The organism is Collinsella aerofaciens (genome assembly GCF_018785245.1).
Classification (GTDB): Bacteria; Actinomycetota; Coriobacteriia; order Coriobacteriales; family Coriobacteriaceae; genus Collinsella; species Collinsella aerofaciens_AD.
In genome coordinates this window covers 12,551-33,166 of record NZ_WQPL01000046.1, presented here as the reverse complement: position 1 = coordinate 33,166, position 20,616 = coordinate 12,551, and the positions used below count along the sequence as shown (strand labels likewise).

Sequence of the window (20,616 nt, the reverse complement as noted above, 5' to 3'; positions counted from 1 at the left end):
CGTGCCCTCCGCCGAGCTCTCCCGCGGCCGCGGCGGCCCGCGCTGCATGAGCATGCCCTTCTGGCGCGAGGACCTCTAAGTCTTTCCGTTTCCGGTGCGGTCCCCCTACAACCGCACCGGCTTCGCCCGTTAAACGGGCAACACTGATACTTACGTAATTCATTTCTTCGAAAGGAATCGAACCATGGGTGTTAACCTCTCCGGCCGTAGCTTCCTCAAGCTTCTCGACCTCACCACCGAGGAGATCGAGTACCTGCTCAAGCTCTCCAAGAACTTCAAGGATATGAAGCGCGCTGGCGTTCCGCATCGCTATCTCGAGGGCAAGAACATCGTTCTGCTCTTCCAGAAGACCTCCACTCGTACCCGCTGCGCCTTCGAGGTCGGCGGCATGGACCTGGGCATGGGCGTGACCTATCTCGATCCCGGTTCGTCGCAGATGGGCAAGAAGGAGTCCATCGAGGACACCGCCCGCGTTCTCGGCCGCATGTATGACGGCATCGAGTTCCGTGGCTTTGCCCAGGACGACGTCGAGGAGCTCGCTGCTAAGTCCGGCGTGCCCGTGTGGAACGGCCTGACCACTGAGTGGCATCCCACCCAGATGCTCGCCGATATCCTGACCGTCCAGGAGAACTTCAACTACGACATCAAGGGCAAGACCCTCGTCTTCATGGGCGACTGCAAGAACAACGTCGCTCGCTCCCTCATGGTCGTCTGCTCCAAGCTCGGCATGAACTTCGTGGCCTGCGGCCCCGAGGAGTGCATGCCCGCCGACGACGTCATCGAGGCCTGCAAGCCCATCGCCGAGGCCAACGGTTGCACCATCAAGCTGACCACCGACGTCAAGGACGGCGTCACCGGTGCCGACGTTATCTACACCGACGTGTGGGTCTCCATGGGCGAGCCCGACGAGGTCTGGGCCGAGCGTATCGCTCAGCTCACCCCGTATCGTGTTACCTCCGAGGTCATGGCTATGGCCAACCCGGGCGCCATCTTCCTGCACTGCCTGCCCAGCTTCCACGACACCAACACCACCATTGGCGCCGAGAAGTGCGAGCAGTTCGGCATCACCGAGCAGGAGGTCACCGACGAGGTCTTCGAGAGCCCCGCTTCCAAGGTCTTCGACGAGGCCGAGAACCGCATGCACACCATTAAGGCTGTCATGTACGCCACGCTCAAGTAAGAGCATCTAGCATCTCGCTCGGGGTGTCTTGCTGCACACCCCGAGCGGCTTTGTCTGGTAAATATCTCGCGTCGGGCGGTGGGCACGGCACGGAAGATCCGCTTCGCGCGAGAAAGTTAAATGATTTATGAAGGGGGGATGAGAACCATGACTGAGACCGCTAAGAAAAAGCGCGGTATGCCTTCATCGTTCACCATTCTTCTAGCTCTGCTGGCAATTGTTGCAGTGATTACCGTTATCGTCTCCGGCACGTCCGGCGGCGCGGTTACCGCAGCCCGCCTGAGCGATTTCTGCACCGCCCCGATCCTGGGCTTCGCTGACGCTCTGCCCGTCTGCCTCTTCGTTATGATCCTGGGCGGCTTCCTCGGCATGATGACCGAGACCGGCGCCCTGGACAACGGCATCGCCGTTCTGGTGCAGAAGCTTAAGGGCAACGAGATTATGCTCATTCCCGTGCTGATGCTCATCTTCTCCCTCGGTGGTACCACCTATGGTATGTGCGAGGAGACCGTTCCCTTCTACGCCCTGCTCGCCGCTACCATGATGGCCGCTGGCTTCGACCCGATGGTCGGTGCCGCCACCGTCCTGCTCGGCGCTGGCTGCGGCTGCCTGGGCTCCACGGTTAACCCGTTCGCCGTCGGCGCTGCCGTCGACGCTCTGACCGGCGTTGGCATTGAGGTCAACCAGTCCATCATCATCGGCCTCGGTGCCGTCCTGTGGATTGTTACCACTGCCATGTCCATCTTCTTCGTCATGAGCTATGCCAAGAAGGTCAAGGCTGACAAGGGTTCCACCATCCTGTCGATGCAGGAGCTCAAGGACGCTGAAGAGGCTCACGGCAAGGCTGCTTCCGAGGTTCACAATGAGGTCAAGCTCACCGGTCGTCAGAAGGGTGTTCTGATCGCCTTTGCCTTCACCTTCGTCGTCATGATCGTCGGCTTCATTCCGCTGGCCGACCTCAACGAGGGCGTCGCTAACTTCTTCGACGCTGGCGCTGTCTACGACGCCGACGGTAACGCCGTCGTCCAGGGCTGGTCTGCCCTGATCACCGGCCTGCCCATTGGCCAGTGGTACTTCGACGAGGCTTCCACCTGGTTCTTCCTCATGGCCGTCCTGATCGGTATCATCGGTGGCCTGTCCGAGAAGCAGATCGTTAACACCTTCATCACCGGCGCTGCCGACATGATGTCCGTTGTTCTCGTCATCGCCCTCGCCCGTGGTATCTCCGTCCTCATGGCTAACACCGGCCTCGACGTCTTCGTCCTCGACGCTGCCGCCAATGCTCTGGCTGGCCTGTCCGGCGTGATCTTCGCTCCCATGAGCTTCCTGGTCTACTTCGGCCTGTCCTTCCTGATCCCCTCGACCTCCGGTATGGCCACCGTTTCCATGCCCATCATGGGACCGCTGGCTGTTAAGCTCGGCTTCTCGCCCGAGGTCATGGTCATGATCTTCTCCGCCGCCATAGGTGTCGTGAACCTGTTCACCCCGACCTCCGGCGCCATCATGGGCGGTCTCGCCCTGGCCAAGATCGAGTGGACGACCTGGCTCAAGTTTGCCCTTAAGCTCATCGTCGCGCTCTCCGTCGTCTGCGCCATCATCCTGACCGTCGCCTGCGTGTTGCTCTAAGTACCCAACGGGTACCCCACGGAAACCTTGACGATCCTGTAAGGGATCATCTGGTCATCGTCTGTCCGGTGGGGTCAACCCACCGGTAGACTCCTACCTTTAGCCCCTTCCGTTCCGTGCGCGGGAGGGGGCGCTCTTGTGTTCCGGCGTTTTACCAAACGCCGGAACCACTCGACGCTGCAAGCCCGCCAGAGCGGCAATCTGACGTTCAATCGTCGGGCATGGCCAAAAGGCCTATGCCCTCCTCTTTCACGTCACCTTGCTCGCTCTGGCGGGCTTTCGCTGACTTTTGCTCCACCTGCGGCGCTGCCATTGTTGGTGTTATGGGGCGGTGCAATGGGGTCAGGTTAGTTTGCACCAAATATGTCCGACAAGAGGTTTGACGGATGTTTGGTTGGTGCCTGTTGATGGTCTGGGTATCGGGGAGGGCGGGCTCCGTTATAATCGCCTAGAACATTAAATGGAAACGGGACGGGAGCCATATATGCGCCAGGGTTTCGACAACGCGAAGTATATCGAGCTGCAGGCTGCTCACATTAAGGAGCGCATCTCGCAGTTTGGCGGCAAGCTCTATTTGGAGTTTGGCGGTAAGCTATTCGATGACTATCATGCGAGCCGCGTGCTGCCGGGTTTTGAACCGGACAGCAAGTTCCGCATGCTCAAGAGCATTGCCGATGACGTTGAGGTCATCATCGCGATTAACGCGAACCACATCGAGAAGAATAAGGCCCGTGGCGACCTGGGCATTACCTATGACGAGGACGTTTTGCGCCTGGTCGACCTGTTCCGCGGCAATGGTTTTGCTGTCGCGGCCGTGGTCATCACCCAGTATGCAGGCCAGCCCGCCGCTGACGTCTTCCGTAATCGCCTAAACGCGCTCGGCATTCCCGCCAAGCTGCACTATCCCATCGAGGGGTATCCGCACGATGTCGACCTGATCGTGTCCGACGACGGCTACGGCAAGAACGAGTTTGTCGAGACCACTCGTCCGCTCGTTGTGGTCACCGCTCCCGGCCCTGGCTCGGGCAAGCTCGCCACCTGCCTGTCTCAGCTCTATCACGAGCACAAGCACGGCACCGCCGCCGGCTACGCCAAGTTCGAGACTTTCCCGGTCTGGAATCTGCCCCTCACGCATCCGGTCAACATCGCCTATGAGGCCGCCACGGCCGACCTTGACGATGCCAATATCATCGACTCCTTCCACTTGGAGGCCTATAACAAGACTACGGTTAACTACAACCGCGACGTCGAGGCCTTCCCGGTGGTCCGTGCCCTGATGGAAAAGATCCTGGGCAAGAGCCCCTACCAGAGCCCCACGGACATGGGCGTCAATATGGTCGGCTTTGCCATCACCGATGACGATGCCTGCCGCGACGCTTCCAAGATGGAGATCGTCCGCCGCTACTTTACCGCGGTCGAAAATGTGCGCCGTACCGGCGTGGGCGATGAGCAAGTCGACCGTCTCAAGATTATTATGAAGAAGGCCGGTATCGACAAGAACTACTCGCCGGCGCGCTCGGCCGCCCTTACCAGGGAGCAGCTGACGGGTGGCCCCGTAGGCGCCATGGTCATGCCCGACGGCTCCGTGGTGACCGGCAAGACTTCCACGCGCCTGGGCGCCGCGAGCTCGCTCATCATGAATGCACTTAAGCATGTCTCGGGCGTTGACCTTGAGCTCGAGGTCATTAGCGATGAGGCGATCGAGCCTATCAGCAAGCTCAAGACGCATTTCCTGGGTAGCAAGAACCCGCGCCTGCACACCGACGAGACGCTTATGGCGCTCTCTATCACCTCGGCAACGAGCGAGACGGCGGCCCGCGTCCTTTCGGGCCTGGAGCAGCTGCGTGGCTGCGATGCCTTCTTTAGCGTGATCATCTCGCCGACGGACGAGACGGTGCTGCGCAAGCTGGGCATCAACGTGTGCTGCGAGCCCAAGTTCGAGCGCCGTGGCTTCTTCCACCGCTAAGCCTGGATAAATTGGTCTGAAAGGGGCGCATCGGATATACATTCGGTGTGCCCCTTTTATCAACAAAGCTACCGTTTAACCTAAAAATAGCCCGTTTACCTGCCTATAAGCGATTTGGGCGGTATACAATAACCCTAACTGTTTCATCCTTTTGCGGGGATGCCGCATGATGGATGTTGCCGGCCATCATGGGGTGTGCCGGTCGCGCACGGTGCAGGTGATGCCCGTGCTCGGTTTGAGGAGGCTGCCATGGCTGGCAAGGGTCGTGCGAGTGTCAACGATATGAAGCGTGTCGAGGTGCAGGTGCTGATGGAGATCGCACAGCAGTCCGAAGACAACGGCGGATTTTATGGCTTTTCGCGGAAGACGCTTGCCGAGCGTGTGGGGGTGTCTCCGTATCGCGCCCGCGCGGCAATTGAACGCTTGGAATCCGAAGACATCATTGAGGTCGTCTCGCGCTACAGCGACGACGGCGGCCAGCTCGCAAATGGTATTTGTCTTACGGAGCGTGGCGAATGGTATCTAGAGGGCATCCGTGCCGGTATGCTCGTGCAGGACTTGATCAAGGACGAAGTCGCCGATCGATAACAGCGCACATTCATAGTGGAAACGACGCCGCCTGGGCAACTGGGCGGCGTTTTGTTTCGAGATAGAGAAATGCGATTGCGCGTAAGAAAAAATGCGTGCGGCGCGCGTTGCGAGTATTACAATGAAGACCCGTAAGATGTGTATGGACAACTTCTACGGGAAGCGCAGGTAACTCAATATGACCAAGCATGTGTTCGTGACCGGCGGCGTGGTTTCGTCTCTGGGCAAGGGTATTACCGCGGCCTCGCTGGGCCGTCTACTCAAGTCGCGCGGCTACAAGGTAACGATGCAAAAGGCCGACCCGTATCTGAACGTCGACCCCGGCACCATGAGCCCGTTCCAGCATGGCGAGGTCTTTGTGACCGAGGACGGCTACGAGTCCGATCTGGACCTGGGCCACTACGAGCGCTTTATTGACGAGAACCTGACCCGCGATTCCAACTTTACGACTGGTGCCATCTATAAGAGCCTGATCGCCCGTGAACGTCGCGGTGACTTTTTGGGCGGCACCGTACAGGTGATTCCGCACGTCACGAACGCCATTAAGGATAAGTTCCGTCGTATTGAGGAGCAGACCGGCTCCGACGTGGTCATCACTGAGTTGGGCGGCACTATCGGTGACATCGAGTCGCAGCCGTTTGTCGAGGCCATCCGCCAGTATCGCAAGGAGGCCGGCCCCGAGAACGTCTGCTACATCCACGTGTCGCTCGTTCCCTATATCGCCGCCGCCCACGAGGTCAAGACCAAGCCGACGCAGCACTCCGTCAAGGAGCTCCGCAGCTTTGGTATCCAGCCCGATATTATCGTTCTGCGCTCCGATCACCATATCGACGATGCCATCCGCGGCAAGATCGCAAGCTTCTGCGACGTCGACACCGACTGCGTCTTTACCAACGAGGACTGCGCGAGCATCTACGATGTTCCGCAGCTGCTCGCCGAGCAGGACTTTGACCTGCGCATTTGCGAGCGTCTGGGTCTGGACCCGCGTGAGCGCGACATGAGTCAGTGGAACGAGTTCCTGCGCAAGCAGAACCATGCCAACCAGCACGCCGACAAGGTGAAGATCGCCGTCGTGGGCAAGTATACGCAGCTGCCCGATGCCTACCTGTCGGTTATCGAGGCCCTGCACCACGCGGGTGTGTTCTACGATCGCCACGTTGACGTGCAGCTGATCGATGGCGAGAGCCTCGATGAGCAGAACGTCTCCGAGGTCCTGGGTGACGCCTCGGGCATCTTGGTCCCTGGCGGCTTTGGCAAGCGCGCCCTGGAGGGCAAGATCCTCGCGGCCGAGTTTGCCCGCGAGCACAAGATTCCGTATCTGGGCATTTGCCTGGGTATGCAGGTGGCCGTGTGCGAATTTGCTCGCAACGTCGTCGGCCTTGCCGGCGCCAGCTCTTCCGAGTTCGATCCGGATGGCCCGTATAGTGTCATCGACCTGATGAGCTCGCAGGAGGACGTGACCGAGAAGGGCGGCACCATGCGTCTGGGTGCCTATCCGTGCAAGCTTGCTGCCGATTCCCTCGCGCGCGAGGCCTATGGCGAGGAGCTCGTCTACGAGCGTCACCGTCACCGTTTTGAGTTCAACAACGCCTTCCGCGACCAGCTCGAGGACGCCGGTTTGGTTATCTCGGGTCTGTCGCCTGACGAGCGCCTGGTCGAGATGGTCGAGCTGCCGCGCGACGTGCATCCGTGGTATGTGGCAACCCAGGCTCATCCCGAGTTCAAGAGCCGCCCGACCAACCCGCAGCCGCTGTTCCGCGAGTTCGTACGCGCTTCGATCGGCCAGCACGAGGGTGTCGACCGTCTGCAGGTGACGCCCATGAACCTCGCTACGGACTAAGGGTGCCGGCGAATAAGGAACATACCGAAGCTACTCCCTCGTCGCTCGCCGTGGCGGCGGGGGAGTATCTCGATTACCTCGCGGTCGAGCGGGGTTTGGCGCGCAACACGATTGCGGCCTATCGTCGTGACCTGACGACGTACTGCGCCTATCTGGAGCGGGCGGGTATTGTGTCTTTTGAAGAGGTGACCCGTCGGGTCGTGGAGGGCTTTGTCGCCGACCGTCGCGATGGGGGCTATTCCGATGCCTCGGTGGAGCGTGCGCTTGCGGCCGTGAAGGGCCTGCATGCCTTTTTGGTGCGCGATGGGGCTGTGGCCCAAAATCCAACGGCGGCGTTGCGCCTGCCTAAAAAGGCTGAGCGTTTGCCGGAGTATCTATCGGTGGAGGATGTCTCGGCGCTGCTCGATCAAGACTTCCCCGAGGGCGAGATGGGCTTGCGCGACCATGCCATCTTGGAAGTGCTCTACGGATGTGGTTTGCGTGTGAGCGAGTTGGTGGGGCTCGATGTGGGCGATATCCATATCGACGATGGCTTTGTGCTCGTTCGCGGTAAGGGCTCAAAGGAACGCCTGTCCCCGCTGGTGGGAAGCGCGGCGCGAGCTCTGGCGCTCTATGTAACTGAGGGGCGTTCTCGCTTGGCGGCCCATGCCCGCGGAACAGAGACCTCGGCGGTCTTTTTAAATAAGAACGGCCGCCGTCTGTCGCGCCAGGCCGTGCATGCGATATGCGAGCGGTATGGGCGTCAGGTGGGGCTGGTGGGGCTCCATCCCCATACCTTGCGCCACTCCTTTGCCACCCACATGCTCGCGGGCGGTGCCGACCTGCGTGTGCTGCAGGAGATTTTGGGCCATGCCGATATTTCGACCACGCAGGTCTACACGCATGTCGACCGAACGCAACTGACCGAGGTCTATCTGGCGGCGCATCCGCTAGCACATCGCTAGCACCTCGCTGACCTGCATATTTATAAATATTAAATGGGACGGGCCCCAGATTGCCGAGACGCACTTTTGCGCGCATGGGCAATCTGGGGCCCGTCCCATTTTTCGCCAGACACCGACGCGGTGGTGGGCCGTGTGTACCGTGGGCGGGGGAGTTTGGGGGCGATGTGAACGGCGTGTAAAGGGACGTAAAAATCGCCTCAAGGTCAACTTGAAGGTTGAGGTTCGCGGGCGTGGTTCTACAGGTGGCATCCCGCCGTTGCTGTAAACACAACATATTGTGTTTTCGAACATATGCTTGGGGGTGTTTTGCAATATATGGTGGGTGGAGTGGTGGGGCGGGGTGGGGGAAGGGGTGGGGAAAGGTGTTGAAAAATGGGGCGGTTCCCCATATTATTAATGACGTCGACAGGCGGGGTGGTTCCCCGCGTACGTGCCATCTGAGTAACCGAGGGGAGGGCGCACATGGGAATGACTGGTGCATACGAGCGCAATCTCGATGCAAAAGGTCGTCTGTCCCTGCCTGCACCTCTTCGCGAGGAGCTTGGAGAGCACGTTCGCGTGTTCAAAGCCCTGGATGTCGATGCTCTGTACGTGTTCTCTGCCGAGGCCTTCGATAAGTGGGTCGAAGGACTCTTCGCGGGTCGTGAGGGCCACGAGGGTTTTAACCCGCGTGACATTAATGACCAGAAGCTCATGAGGGCGATCAACAAGCGCACCACGTCGATGGATGTGGACAGTGCCGGTCGTATCGGTCTTTCCGAGTCTCTCCGCAAGCAGGCGAACCTCGACCGCGAGGTCACGGTTGTGGGCAACTACGACCACCTTGAGGTTTGGGATCGCGCCGCGGCCGATGAGGACGATGACGATGAGGCCCTGCTGGACCTCTTCTTCTCGTAAGGGCAAGGCACGGGTAACGGATGGAGCGTGGGATCTTGACACAAGAATATCGGCATGAACCTGTCATGCTCGGCGAAGTGCTTGAGTCGCTGCGGCTAAAGAGCGGCTCCGTTGTCTGCGATTGCACCCTTGGCGGTGCCGGCCATTCGGTAAAGATGGCCGCGCAGGTGGGGGAGACGGGCCTTTTGCTCGGCATCGATCAGGACGACATGGCCCTCGAGGCCGCTGGCGCCCGTCTGGACCGCGAGGTTCCCGGCGTTCCGCACCAGCTGCTGAAGGGCAACTTCGGCGACTTGAACGAGCTGCTTTGCTCGGCCGAGGTGCCCGGGGTCGATGGCTTCCTGTTCGATTTGGGCGTTTCGTCGCCGCAACTCGATATCCCTGGCAGGGGCTTTTCGTATAACGAGGACGCCCCATTGGACATGCGGATGGATCCGGGTAATAACACCTTAAACGCAGCTGAGGTCATCAACACCTATAACGAACACGACCTCGCCCGGATTCTACGCGTCTACGGCGAAGAGAAGTTCGCCTCGCAGATCGCGCGCGAGATCGTGCGCCGCCGCGAGCAAGAACCGATCGAAACCACCGGCCAATTTGTCGAGATCATCAAGGCGGGTATCCCGGCTGCCGCTCGTCGGCATGGTGGACACCCGGCCAAGAAAAGTTTCCAGGCCATTCGCATCGAGGTCAATCACGAGCTCGATGTGCTCGAACGAGGGCTTGATGCCGCCACCAGGTGGCTCAACCCGGGCGGACGTATCTGCGTCATCTCGTATCACTCGCTCGAGGACCGTATCGTAAAGAACCACTTTAAGGAGATGAGCCAGGGGTGCACGTGTCCGCCGGAGATTCCGGTGTGCGTGTGCGGCAACGTGCCGATACTCAAGGTCATCACCCGCAAACCCTTGGTTGCCCAGCCTGATGAGGTTGAGCGCAACCCTCGGGCGAGATCAGCCAAAATCCGCGTGGCGCAGCGTCTGTAGACGCGACCGCGCGATATTGGACCTCCCGCTCGCACCATAAACGAAGCTTAAACACACTACCAACGTACTCGGGATGGGAGGCGGCATATCATGGGCTACAACATTTCAAGCGCAGCACTCGCCTATGATATGAACGCCATGCCCGCCTATCGTGAGACGCCGCAGGCCCCCGTTGCTCCCCGTGAGCAGCGCGCGCCGCGCTTTGATGTCTACACGGGCGCGGGCCGTCAGGCAAACCAGGTGGTAAGCCCGGTTTTCATGAGCGTTCTTAAAACGTTTTGCATCATTGCGGCTATCTTCATGACGATCGGCGTCGCCCGCGTGGCGCTCGCCGGCGTTACGGCCCAGGTGCTCAACAGCAACGCCGAGCTTACCAACACGCTCGAAAAGGCGACCGATGAGAGCTCCGACCTGGAGGTCATGCATTCGGTCTATGGCGCCGACACGCGCATTCGCGACCTTGCGGGCGCTTATGGCATGGTGGAGCCCAGCGAGAGCGTTACACTTGACTTTTCGCAGGATGCAGCCGCGGGCGCCAACGCGACCGCGACCGCTCAGTAGCAAGACGGTAGCTGAGTATGACAAATGACTATCGCCGCGGTTCCGATGGGGGCCGCGGTTCTGGACGTCCCTCGTCGCGGGGACGTTCTGGTTATCAAGGAACGGGTCGGCAATCTTACAACGCCGGGCAGTCCCGTGGCAACGACCCGGCGTCGCGACTTCGCGGCTCGGGCGGCCCTCAAGTGCATAACACCAGGTCGCGTAAGAGTTCGTCGACCGAATGGCTCACAGGCGCGCCTCTGCCTCGCCGCAAAGCCGTCATGGGATTCATTGGGCTTGGCTTGGGCTTGGGCGTCTTTCGCCTTGCCGACTATCAAATTGTCGAAGCCGATAAACTGCGCGAGCGTGCCGATGCGCGCCGCCTGCTTGCGCAGACCCTCTATGCCAAACGCGGCACCATCTACGACCGCAACGGTAACGTGCTGGCGTCGTCGGTCGAATGTCGCAACATCGCCGTGAACCCGCAGCTTGTCGAGGATGTTGACAAGACGGTGTCGGCGCTGGTCAAGGCAACTGGAATCGATAAAAAGACCTGCCGCAAGCTCGTCGAGTCCGATGGCACCTGGGTGTATATCAAGCGCCAAGTGGACGAAGACGATGCTGCGGTGCTGGAGAAGAAGAACCTGCCCGGCGTGCTTTTTGAGCAGGCCATGAAGCGCGTATATCCATACGGCAATCTGGCATCGCAGGTGCTGGGTGTAGTGAATGTGGACAACGACGGCTTGACGGGTCTCGAAAAGCAATACAACAAGCTTCTGACCGGCACGAACGGTTCTCTCGTGCGCGAGCGCGCGAGGGACGGCAGCTATATCGCGGGCGGTGCCTATAAAAAGGTGGCCGCGGTCGACGGCGTTGATATCGTGACGACGCTCGACGTCAATATCCAGCGTGCGGCTGAGGATGCTCTGGCAGAGGCTGTCGAGAAGACAAAGGCCAAGAACGGCTCGGCTTTGGTCACCGACCCCACGACCGGTGAAATTCTCGCAGCCTGCTCGTACCCGACCTACGACCAGACCGATCTGGAGAACGCCAAGACCGAGGATATGAACCTGCGCCTGGTCACTGACGCCTACGAGCCCGGCTCGGTCTTTAAGACGCTCGTGGCGGGCGCCGGCTTCGACTTGGGCGTCGTACGATCGAGTACGTCGTTTGAGGTGCCGGCGAGCATCAAGGTGGGCGACGATACCGTTACCGATGCCGATAAGCGCGACTATGGCATGACCATGGATGTGCGCGAGATGATGCGCCGTTCGTCCAATGTGGGCTTTGTCCTGGTGGGGCGCAAGATCGGTGCCGACGACTTTGCCGCCTATGTGGACAAGTGGGGCATCGGTCACAGCTCCGGTGTCGATTTTCCGGGCGAGAGCCTGGGCATCGTCAAGGAGCGTGACCAGTATGACGGCGCCACGCTGGGATCGATGAGCTTTGGACAGGCGCTGTCCGTCTCGCCGATTGAGATCGCACGTGCCGTGGGCGGCATCGCCAACGGCGGCGTGATGATGACCCCGCACTTCTATAAGTCCAGCAAAGGCGACGAGAAGGACTGGGGCGAAGGCGAACGCGCGATTTCTGAGGACGCCGCATCCCAGGTGACATCGTGCATGCAGACGGTCGTGTCCGAGGGAACGGGCGTTGGCGGCGCGGTTGACGGCTATGACGTGGCGGGTAAGACCGGTACGGCCGAACGAGCCGACGAGAACGGCGGCTACCTCAAGGAGAACTACATGTCGTCCTTTATGGGCTTTGCGCCGGCACAATCGCCCAAGGTGCTGTGCTATATCACGCTCGACGGAACGCCGAGCGGCTCAGATGCCGCTGCGGTGCCGTTCCAGTCCATTATGGCCAACGCGCTCGACGTGCTGGGTATCCCGCACACGAAGTAGGGGGTTACAATCTTTGGGGCGTGGTTTGTTGTCCCATATGAGGGTGTTCACATGCCCTGCACCACGCATGTGCGGCGCTGGGATACAATACGCCGATAGCATTATTAGGTTTACAGGGGAGCTGCAATGATAGAGATCGCCGTCAACAACCTCGCGGCCGCAACAGGGGCCCGAACCGTGACGGGAGAAGCCGATCGGGTATGCCGCGGGTGCGTTATCGACTCGCGTCAGGTCGAGGAAGGGACGATTTTCGTCGCCTTTCCCGGTGAAAACGTCGACGGCAATGATTTTGCTTCCCGTGCCGTCCAGTCGGGTGCCGGCGCCGTCGTGATGACGCGTGAGCCCGAGGCCGAGCTGGTCTCGCTGGCGCAGGACAAGGGCTGTGCCATCTTGCTGACCGATGATCCCGAGGACTTTCTGCTGCGTTTGGCGCACGCGTACCGTCTGGAGCTTGGCTGCCTGGTCGTTGGTATTACCGGTTCCATCGGCAAGACGACGACCAAGGACGTGCTCGCCGCCGTGCTCGCCAAGCGCTATCGTGTCTGGGCCACCAAGGGCAATTTCAATAACCTGATCGGCATGCCGCTCACGGTGCTTTCTGCTCCGGCCGATACCGAGGTCCTGGTGCTCGAGATGGGCATGAACCATTTCCACGAGATTGAGCGCCTGTCCCAGTCCGCCAATCCCAACCTTGCCATCGTGAGCAAGATTGGTACCTCTCACATCGGCATTTTGGGCAGCCGCGAGAACATCGCCCGCGCTAAGGCCGAGATTGTCCAGGGTATGTGCGCCGCCGGCGACTTCTTGCCGCTGCTGGTTTTGGGCGGTGAGGACGACTTTACGCCGTTCATTCGCGATACGTTCGCCCAGCCTGCTGGTATCGATGTGATGCTGGCCGGCGTCTCGGACGATGATGAGGTCCGTGCCCGCGACATTCGTGTTGATGACGAGGGCCGTCCGGTCTTTACGCTCGATTTTGGCCAGGGTGAGACGACCGATACCATGCTTGCCATCCCCGGCGTGCAGTCCGTCCCAAATGCCGTTAAGGCCGCCGCAGTTGCCTATCGCCTGGGCGTGACGCCCGAGCAGATCGATGCTGCCTTTAGGGGCCTCACGATCACCGGGCACCGCCAGGAGATCAAGCGCGCCAAGAGCGGTGCCCGCGTCATCGACGATTCCTATAACGCCAGCGCCGAATCCATGGCTGCTGGTCTCGATCTGCTGTGCTCGCTTTCGTGCACGGGGTCTCGCATGGCGATCCTGGGCGAGATGGGCGAGATGGGCGATGAGGCTCCTCGCATGCATGAGCTCGTGGGCGCCTATGCCGCCGCCAAGAAGCTCGACATGCTGGCGTGCGTGGGTGGTGAGCTGGCCCAGCTTATGGCCGATGCCGCGCGCATGATGGGCATGGACGAGGACCGCATCCAGGTGTTCTCCGATTATCAGCAGGTGCTCGACCGCATGGGCGGCGCGCTTGAAAAACATGATGTTGTACTGGTCAAGGGTTCCCGCTTTGTTGAGCTCGACCGCTTTGTGGAAGGTGTGTGCTAGCCCATGTTCGGCAATCCCTCGTATCCAACGTATCAGGCTTTTTTGGGGCTTGGCATCGCCGCTGCCATTGCGCTGCTGCTCATGCCGTGGTGGATCAAGCTACTTAAGGTCGAGGGTATCGGCCAGCAGGTCCGTGCCGACGGCCCCAAGCGTCATTTGGTTAAGCAGGGAACGCCCACCATGGGTGGCGTTGTCATTCTCGTCGCGATTTCGCTGACCTGCCTGCTGATGGGCAAGCTCACCACCGAGCTCGTGCTCGTGCTGCTCGCCACGCTGGCGACAGGCGTGCTGGGCCTGATCGACGACCTGACCTCCGTTACGCATGGGCGCTCGCTCGGTCTGACGCCTCATGCCAAGATGATCGGCCTAACCATTATCTGTGTCACCTTTACGGTACTTGCCGTTAACTGGTGCGGCGTCGCCCCCGAGATTCGTTTTCCCGGCGGCCTGACGATTGACCTTGGCGTGCTTTCGACCACCATCTGCGGCCTTTCGTTCCCGTGGCTCTACATTGTCTTTTGCTGGCTGATGATCGCCGGTCTTTCTAATGCCGTGAACCTGACCGATGGCCTTGACGGTCTTGCTGGCGGCACCTCCATGATTGCCATGCTCGCCATGGCTGCCATGGCGTTTTTGCACGGAGACGTGAACCTGTCCATCTTCTGCACCGCGTGTGCCGGTGCCTGCTTGGGCTTTCTGTGGTTCAACTGCTATCCGGCGAGCATCTTTATGGGCGATACCGGCTCGCTTGCCCTAGGCGCCGCGTTTGCCTGCACGTCCATCATGACCAACACCGAGGTCGTCTCCCTCATCATCGGCGGCCTGTTTATCGTTGAGACCCTGTCGGTCATGATTCAGGTTGTCTACTTCCACTTTACGCACAAGCGCGTCTTCCTTATGGCGCCCATCCATCATCATTTCGAAAAGAAGGGCTGGGCCGAGACCAAGGTCGTCATCCGTTTTTGGATTATCGCTGCTGCCTTTGGTGCCGTTGGCCTTGCCCTGTTCTTCCAGTTGGGATAGTGGTCTTTCATGCCTCTTGCTGATGTCTTTAGCCTGCTCGTTTTGGGTCAGGGCAAATCCGGTCTCGATGTCGCCCGCTGGGCGCTGGCACATCCCGAGCGCGTAAGTGCCGTTACCGTGTATGGCGGTGGCACCTCTGAACCCAATGACGCCACGCGTGCGCTCGAGGCTGCTGGTGCGTCGTTTGTCTATGGGACCGAACAGGTCGAGGGCGCCTATGACGTATGCGTGACGTGCCCGGGCATCTCGGAGTTCTCGGGCTTCTTTAAGGCCGGGCGCGAGCATGCCGCCCAGATTATGGGTGAGCCCGAGTTTGCCTATCGCCTGTCGCCCGATAACTGGATTGCCATCACGGGCACCAACGGCAAGACGACCACCACGTCGCTGGCTGATTATCTGCTTAAGGCTGCCGGCGAGGCCAGCGTTGCTGTCGGCAACATCGGCGAGCCGCCGGTCAACGAGATTGACGGCCGAGCCCACAACGAGTGGTTTGTGGCTGAGCTCTCGAGCTATCAGATTGCTACGACAACCGAGCTCCACCCCCGCGTGGCGGTGCTGCTCAACATCACTCCCGACCACTTGGGCTGGCATAAGAGCCATAAGAACTACGCGCTTGCCAAGATCAAACTGTTTGACAATATGGTCGATGACGATCTGGCGGTTGTCGACGTCGAAGACGCCGGCATTCACGAGTTCGATGAGTACATCTACACGCCGGGTCGTCGCATCTGCAAGGTTGCCTTTGACGAGCCTGAGGGCGAGGATGCCGCCTTTGTGCGCGACGGCAAGATGGTCGTGCGCCTGAAGGGCGTCGAGACCCCGCTCATCGCTACATCCGAGCTCAAGATCTCGGGCCATCACAATGTTATCAATGCCCTGTGCGCCGCCACGGCTGCCTTGGCGGTCGGTACCGATGTCGATGGTGTCTGCCGCGGTCTTGCCTCGTTCCAGCCGCTCGAGCACCGCGTGGAGCCGTGTGGCGAGATTGACGGCGTGCGCTACGTCAACGATTCCAAGGCGACCAACACCGATGCGGTCGAGAAGGCACTGACGGCATTTCCCGATGACGACGTGATCTTGCTGCTCGGCGGCCACGATAAGGGCACGCCGCTCACGGACTTCGCGCGCGTTGTTATGGATAACGTACGCTCGGTCGTCTGCTTTGGCGATGCGCGCGAGCGTTTCACCGCCGCTATGGACGAGGCCGATGTCGACGGCGATGTGGATATCGCCCAGGCGGATGACCTGCGCGATGCCGTGGACGTCGCCCGTTCGCTGTCGAGCCATGGCGACGTGATCTTACTTTCTCCTGCCTGCTCTTCGTTCGATGAGTTCTCGGGCTATGAGGAGCGCGGCCGCGTGTTTAAGGACTACGTGGCCCAGCTTGCCGCTGCAGCGAAATCACAAATGGAATAGGGGTTGCGGTGAGAGAGGAGAGCCCCCGACAAGGTATGAGGAGGCCCGACTCGGACCGTGCTTCCTCACGTCGTATCACACCGCGTTCCAGCCGCGGCGGGCAGTCGTTTAGCGAACGCTATATTGCCGGCGTTCCCGCCCGTATCATGCGCCCCCGTTTGATATTCATGGCCTGCTTGTTTACCTTGGTATGCTTTGGCCTGCTGATGGTGTACTCGGCGTCTTCGGTCGAGGCGCTGCACGAGAATGGCTCGGCGACGTTTTTTCTGGGTCGACAGGCCGCGTTTGCCGTGGTCGGTGTTCTGGCGCTGATTGCCATCGTGCGCGTTTTGCCGGACAGCTGGTTTGGGGAGGATGTGCTCAGGATCTTCCTCATAGGCATGATAGGGCTACTGTTTCTGGTGTTCTTGGTGGGCAGCGGCAGCCGTGGCGCCACGCGCTGGCTTAACATCGCCGGTATTCAGTTCCAGCCTTCCGAGTTTTTAAAGCCATTTGCCATTGCGTATTCGGCCATCATGCTTGATCGCTTCTTTTCGCCCGGTGGCAACATCAACGAATTCCTTCGCAAGATGGGCATCTACCTGGGCATTTCGCTCTTTCTGATCTTTATCCAGCCCGATTTCGGTACTGTCCTGATCATCCTGTTGACCCTCATGTGCATGGCGTTGTTTGCGGGTCTCGACCCCAGATTTATCATCGGCGTGCTAATCTTCGGCATTCTCGTGATCGTGATTGCGCTTGTCGCAGAGCCGTACCGTATGGTGCGTATTCAGGTTGCCTTGAACCCTTGGGCCGACGAGTATGGTGACGGCTATCAGGCCACGCTTGCCATTATGGCCTTTGCCTCGGGCGGTCTGTTCGGCCGTGGCATCGGCAACTCAACCATGAAGTACTCGTATCTGCCCGAGGCGCACAATGACTACATCCTGGCCATCATTGGCGAGGAAGTCGGTTTTGTCGGAACCGTGCTGTTCTTCTTGGTGTTTGCGATGCTGATCTACTCGGCGTTTCGCATTGCCGAGCAGGCGACCGATCGCCGGGGCGCGCTTATGGCGTCTGGCTCCGCGGTCATTCTCGCAGTGCAGTTTTTGATTAACGCGCTGGGCATCCTCAACGTGTTTCCCATGACGGGCAAACCGTTGCCGTTTATTAGCTACGGCGGTTCGTCGATTATTGTGTCGCTCATGCTTGCCGGGTTGATCCTGCGCGTTTCGTACGAGAGCGCCCGCCGCGATGAGTATGACCGCCGCCGCGAGAGCTTTGCCGTTATGGATGAGAGTACCGCCGGCGTGCCCCACGTGCGCGGCGAGCGATCTTCGCGTAACGGTTTTACCGTCCTGGATGGCTCTGCGACCGAGCCGGCAGGCCGCCCGCGTCAGCGAACGGCGCCGCAAGGTCGTCCTCAGCGCCCCAGCCCTCGCAACGCGGGCGGCGGATATAATCGAATCGATTTGAACTCGGACCCGTCGGCGCGTCTGCGTACCGACGACCAGGGACCGCGTGTACGAAGGGACTACCATGACCGATAAAATGACCGTTGCTATTGCAGCCGGCGGCACGGCCGGGCACATCAACCCCGCGCTCGCCTTGGCCGAAGAGCTGCGTGACCGTGGCCACCACGTTGTGTTCGTGGGCCAGTCGCGCAAGCTCGAGGGTCGTCTGGTCCCCGAGGCTGGGTTTGATTTTGTGCCCATTACGGTCACGGGCTTCGACCGCTCCCGTCCTTGGACGGCGCTGACCTCGCTGTGGCGTGTCAACAAAGCCAAGCGTGCGCTCGCCAGTCATTTCTCAAAGGTCGGCAAGCCCGATGCCGCCATTGGTTTTGGTGCCTATGTCGAGGTTCCGCTGCTGGGGTGGTGCAAGGGCGCGGGCGTTCCGTATCTGCTGCATGAGCAGAACTCTGTTCCGGGCCTGGCCAACAAGATGATGAACTCCCACGCCGCCCGCGTGTGCATCTCGGTGCCGGCAGCGCGTTCGGTCTTTGAGCGCGAAGGTGACCCTGACCACGTGCTCATGACCGGCAACCCCGTACGTCGCTCGGTGATCGAGGGCGATCGCGCTCGCGGCCGCAAGGCACTTGGCGTTCCCGAGGACGCTACGCTGCTGCTCGTCTTTGGCGGTTCACTTGGCGCCCAGCACCTCAACGAGCGTGTGGCTTCGCTCAAAAACGAGCTGCTTTCGCGCAAGAACCTCTATGTGTTGCATTCGACGGGTGCCGACGGCTTTGAGGAGACCGAGCGCGCTTTGGCGCTGACGCCCGAGGAGGCGAAGCGTTACCGCGTCCAGCCTTACATCGACAACATGGGCGATATGCTGGCTGCTGCCGATTTGGTGCTCTCGCGTTCGGGCGCATCGAGCGTGGCCGAGATCGCTGCACTCGCCGTGCCTTCGGTGCTCGTGCCGTACCCGCATGCGACGGCCGACCACCAAACCACCAATGCCCGTTATCTGGTCGACGCTGGGGCCGGCGTGCTCTGCGCCGATGCCGATATCGACGGTTCTGCCTTTGCCGATGAACTGCTGCACCTGGTCGATGACGCGGCGGCGCGCGACGCCATGCGTCAGGCGGCGCGTGGTCTGGCTCAGGATAGGGCCGCCGCTCTTCTGGCGGATGCGGTAGAGGGTTTGCGTTAGTTAGACGGGATATCGTCGGTCGCCCTCGCGCTGATGCGGTAGGTGCGGTACAGTTAACGGGTTACAGGCAGTGTTTACGCAAGGAGTACACGAGCACATGGCTGATTCCCAGACTGCAACCTCCGCGCCCGAGTTTAAGAGCGCCCACTTTATCGGTATCGGCGGCGCCGGCATGAGCGGCATCGCCCTCGTTCTTCACGAGCGCGGTTATGCCGTTACCGGCTCCGACCTTAAGACGTCACGTTATATCCGCCAGCTTACCCGCGCTGGTGTGAAGGTGCATGTGGGCCATGAGGCCGCCACGATCGACGAGGTCAAGCCCGACGTGGTTGTTGTCTCCACCGCTATTCCGGAGTCCAACCCTGAACTCGTGCGCGCTCGCGAGCTTGGTATTCCCGTGTGGCCCCGTGCCAAGATGCTCTCTGCTTTGGGCCACGGCTACACCACCGTCGCTGTTGCCGGCACGCATGGCAAGACCACCACGTCTTCGATGTGCGCCACCATGCTCGACCGCATGGGTCTGGATCCGAGCTTCTTGATCGGTGGCATCGTCGAGGGCTATGACACGAACGGCAAGAACGGCTCGGGCGACTACTTTGTCGCTGAGGCCGACGAGTCCGACAGCTCCTTCCTGTTCCTGAACCCCAACGTGGTCATCGTGACCAACGTCGAGGCCGACCACCTCGATCACTACTCGGGTATCGAGGAGATCGAGGCAACTTTCGCCAAATTCATGAGCCTGGTGGGCGAGGACGGCACCGTCATCGTCTGCGGTGAGGACCCGCATCTGGTCGAGCTCGCCAAGTCGACGGGTCGTCACGTGCTTTCCTACGGCTTTGCCGAGAGCAACGACATCGTCTGCATGCACCCGGATGTCAAGGGCATCCAGAGCGATTTTATCGTTCGCTTTGAGGACGGCACTGAGCACGCTGTGGAGATCAAGAGCAATCCCGGTCGCCACAACATGCTCAACGCCACGGCGGTGCTCACCGTCGCCCATGTCCTGGGCCTTGACATCGACGCCGCCGCCAAGGCGCTCTCGAGCTTTGAGGGCGTCCGCCGTCGCTTTACCCACGTGGGCGATATCGATGGCATCACCGTGGTCGATGATTACGGCCATCACCCCACCGAGATCAAGGCGACGCTTGCTGCTGCTTCGTCGCTGGGCTACAAGCACGTCGACGTCGTGTTCCAGCCGCACCGCTATTCGCGCCTGCAGGCCCTGTGCGACGACTTTGCCGATGCATTTGCCAATGCCGATAAACTGCTGCTGATTGATGTGTTCTCGGCTGGCGAGATGCCCATTCCGGGTGTCACCTCTAAGATGCTCGCCGATACCGTGCGCGCCAAGCATCCTGGCAAGGAGGTCGTGTACTGCTCCAGCCGTCTTGAGCTCAATCAGGAGCTCGAGCAGATGGTGGGCGAGGGCGACCTGCTGCTCACTATGGGTGCCGGTGACGTTACGACCGTCGGTCCCGAGTTCATTGAGTATCTGACTGCCAAGAAAGACGCTTAAGTCTA

At 60.4% G+C, this 20,616-nt stretch carries 17 protein-coding genes; all 17 read left to right on the top strand.

Annotation, left to right across the window (positions count from 1 at the left end):
- A partial coding sequence (locus GPK39_RS08620; RefSeq protein WP_195192534.1) for an arginine deiminase family protein occupies positions 1–79 on the top strand: 79 nt, incomplete at its 5' end.
- A gap of 105 nt (positions 80–184) precedes the next feature.
- Entirely contained in the window at positions 185–1,180 is a 996-nt protein-coding gene (argF, locus tag GPK39_RS08615) for an ornithine carbamoyltransferase (RefSeq protein ID WP_006234279.1), read from the top strand.
- Between the two features lie 138 nt (positions 1,181–1,318).
- Positions 1,319–2,806 carry a YfcC family protein gene (locus GPK39_RS08610; protein ID WP_423237420.1) on the top strand — a complete coding sequence of 496 codons (1,488 nt, stop codon included), beginning with the start codon at positions 1,319–1,321 and terminating at the stop codon, positions 2,804–2,806.
- Positions 2,807–3,290: 484 nt separating this feature from the next.
- Complete coding sequence (locus tag GPK39_RS08605; RefSeq protein ID WP_006234276.1) at positions 3,291–4,772, top strand: DUF1846 domain-containing protein; 1,482 nt, start codon at positions 3,291–3,293, stop codon at positions 4,770–4,772.
- Between the two features lie 249 nt (positions 4,773–5,021).
- Entirely contained in the window at positions 5,022–5,360 is a 339-nt protein-coding gene (locus GPK39_RS08600; protein WP_118094077.1) for a helix-turn-helix domain-containing protein, read from the top strand.
- Positions 5,361–5,538: 178 nt separating this feature from the next.
- The gene (locus GPK39_RS08595; protein ID WP_215675032.1) at positions 5,539–7,200 is read left to right on the top strand and encodes a CTP synthase; all 1,662 of its coding nucleotides are present in this window, start codon (positions 5,539–5,541) and stop codon (positions 7,198–7,200) included.
- A 2-nt stretch (positions 7,201–7,202) separates the two neighbouring features.
- Complete coding sequence (gene xerD, locus GPK39_RS08590) at positions 7,203–8,144, top strand: site-specific tyrosine recombinase XerD (protein ID WP_215675030.1); 942 nt, start codon at positions 7,203–7,205, stop codon at positions 8,142–8,144.
- 468 nt (positions 8,145–8,612) lie between these two features.
- Positions 8,613–9,041: a division/cell wall cluster transcriptional repressor MraZ gene (locus GPK39_RS08585; protein WP_226802758.1), complete on the top strand. Its 429-nt coding sequence runs from the start codon at positions 8,613–8,615 to the stop codon at positions 9,039–9,041.
- A 20-nt stretch (positions 9,042–9,061) separates the two neighbouring features.
- Positions 9,062–10,027: a 16S rRNA (cytosine(1402)-N(4))-methyltransferase RsmH gene (gene rsmH / locus GPK39_RS08580; protein WP_215675028.1), complete on the top strand. Its 966-nt coding sequence runs from the start codon at positions 9,062–9,064 to the stop codon at positions 10,025–10,027.
- 90 nt (positions 10,028–10,117) lie between these two features.
- Positions 10,118–10,588 carry a hypothetical protein gene (locus GPK39_RS08575; protein WP_215675026.1) on the top strand — a complete coding sequence of 157 codons (471 nt, stop codon included), beginning with the start codon at positions 10,118–10,120 and terminating at the stop codon, positions 10,586–10,588.
- A gap of 260 nt (positions 10,589–10,848) precedes the next feature.
- Positions 10,849–12,471, top strand: a complete 1,623-nt coding sequence (locus GPK39_RS08570) for a peptidoglycan D,D-transpeptidase FtsI family protein (RefSeq protein ID WP_022094484.1) — start codon at positions 10,849–10,851, stop codon at positions 12,469–12,471.
- 126 nt (positions 12,472–12,597) lie between these two features.
- The gene (locus GPK39_RS08565; protein ID WP_215675024.1) at positions 12,598–14,022 is read left to right on the top strand and encodes a UDP-N-acetylmuramoyl-tripeptide--D-alanyl-D-alanine ligase; all 1,425 of its coding nucleotides are present in this window, start codon (positions 12,598–12,600) and stop codon (positions 14,020–14,022) included.
- A 3-nt stretch (positions 14,023–14,025) separates the two neighbouring features.
- On the top strand, positions 14,026–15,045 hold the full coding sequence (mraY, locus tag GPK39_RS08560; protein ID WP_006234262.1) for a phospho-N-acetylmuramoyl-pentapeptide-transferase: 1,020 nt from the start codon (positions 14,026–14,028) through the stop codon (positions 15,043–15,045).
- A gap of 9 nt (positions 15,046–15,054) precedes the next feature.
- Entirely contained in the window at positions 15,055–16,461 is a 1,407-nt protein-coding gene (murD, locus tag GPK39_RS08555; protein ID WP_215675022.1) for a UDP-N-acetylmuramoyl-L-alanine--D-glutamate ligase, read from the top strand.
- A gap of 35 nt (positions 16,462–16,496) precedes the next feature.
- Positions 16,497–17,990, top strand: a complete 1,494-nt coding sequence (ftsW, locus tag GPK39_RS08550; RefSeq protein ID WP_215675020.1) for a putative lipid II flippase FtsW — start codon at positions 16,497–16,499, stop codon at positions 17,988–17,990.
- Positions 17,980–19,095, top strand: coding sequence for an undecaprenyldiphospho-muramoylpentapeptide beta-N-acetylglucosaminyltransferase (murG, locus tag GPK39_RS08545; protein WP_089571582.1), 1,116 nt, complete (start codon positions 17,980–17,982; stop codon positions 19,093–19,095). The genes ftsW and murG overlap by 11 nt, the downstream gene beginning before the upstream one ends.
- A 97-nt stretch (positions 19,096–19,192) precedes the next feature.
- Entirely contained in the window at positions 19,193–20,611 is a 1,419-nt protein-coding gene (gene murC / locus GPK39_RS08540) for a UDP-N-acetylmuramate--L-alanine ligase (protein ID WP_055286074.1), read from the top strand.
- Positions 20,612–20,616: the final 5 nt, after the last annotated feature.

Bases quoted from the DNA above. Each gene is read 5' to 3' on its own strand.
- argF (WP_006234279.1), top strand. From the start codon at position 185: ATGGGTGTTAACCTCTCCGGCCGTAGCTTCCTCAAGCTTCTCGACCTC.
- GPK39_RS08610 (WP_423237420.1), top strand. From the start codon at position 1,319: ATGAGAACCATGACTGAGACCGCTAAGAAAAAGCGCGGTATGCCTTCA.
- GPK39_RS08605 (WP_006234276.1), top strand. From the start codon at position 3,291: ATGCGCCAGGGTTTCGACAACGCGAAGTATATCGAGCTGCAGGCTGCT.
- GPK39_RS08600 (WP_118094077.1), top strand. From the start codon at position 5,022: ATGGCTGGCAAGGGTCGTGCGAGTGTCAACGATATGAAGCGTGTCGAG.
- GPK39_RS08595 (WP_215675032.1), top strand. From the start codon at position 5,539: ATGACCAAGCATGTGTTCGTGACCGGCGGCGTGGTTTCGTCTCTGGGC.
- GPK39_RS08585 (WP_226802758.1), top strand. From the start codon at position 8,613: ATGACTGGTGCATACGAGCGCAATCTCGATGCAAAAGGTCGTCTGTCC.
- rsmH (WP_215675028.1), top strand. From the start codon at position 9,062: ATGGAGCGTGGGATCTTGACACAAGAATATCGGCATGAACCTGTCATG.
- GPK39_RS08575 (WP_215675026.1), top strand. From the start codon at position 10,118: ATGGGCTACAACATTTCAAGCGCAGCACTCGCCTATGATATGAACGCC.
- GPK39_RS08570 (WP_022094484.1), top strand. From the start codon at position 10,849: ATGGGATTCATTGGGCTTGGCTTGGGCTTGGGCGTCTTTCGCCTTGCC.
- GPK39_RS08565 (WP_215675024.1), top strand. From the start codon at position 12,598: ATGATAGAGATCGCCGTCAACAACCTCGCGGCCGCAACAGGGGCCCGA.
- mraY (WP_006234262.1), top strand. From the start codon at position 14,026: ATGTTCGGCAATCCCTCGTATCCAACGTATCAGGCTTTTTTGGGGCTT.
- murD (WP_215675022.1), top strand. From the start codon at position 15,055: ATGCCTCTTGCTGATGTCTTTAGCCTGCTCGTTTTGGGTCAGGGCAAA.
- ftsW (WP_215675020.1), top strand. From the start codon at position 16,497: ATGAGGAGGCCCGACTCGGACCGTGCTTCCTCACGTCGTATCACACCG.
- murG (WP_089571582.1), top strand. From the start codon at position 17,980: ATGACCGATAAAATGACCGTTGCTATTGCAGCCGGCGGCACGGCCGGG.
- murC (WP_055286074.1), top strand. From the start codon at position 19,193: ATGGCTGATTCCCAGACTGCAACCTCCGCGCCCGAGTTTAAGAGCGCC.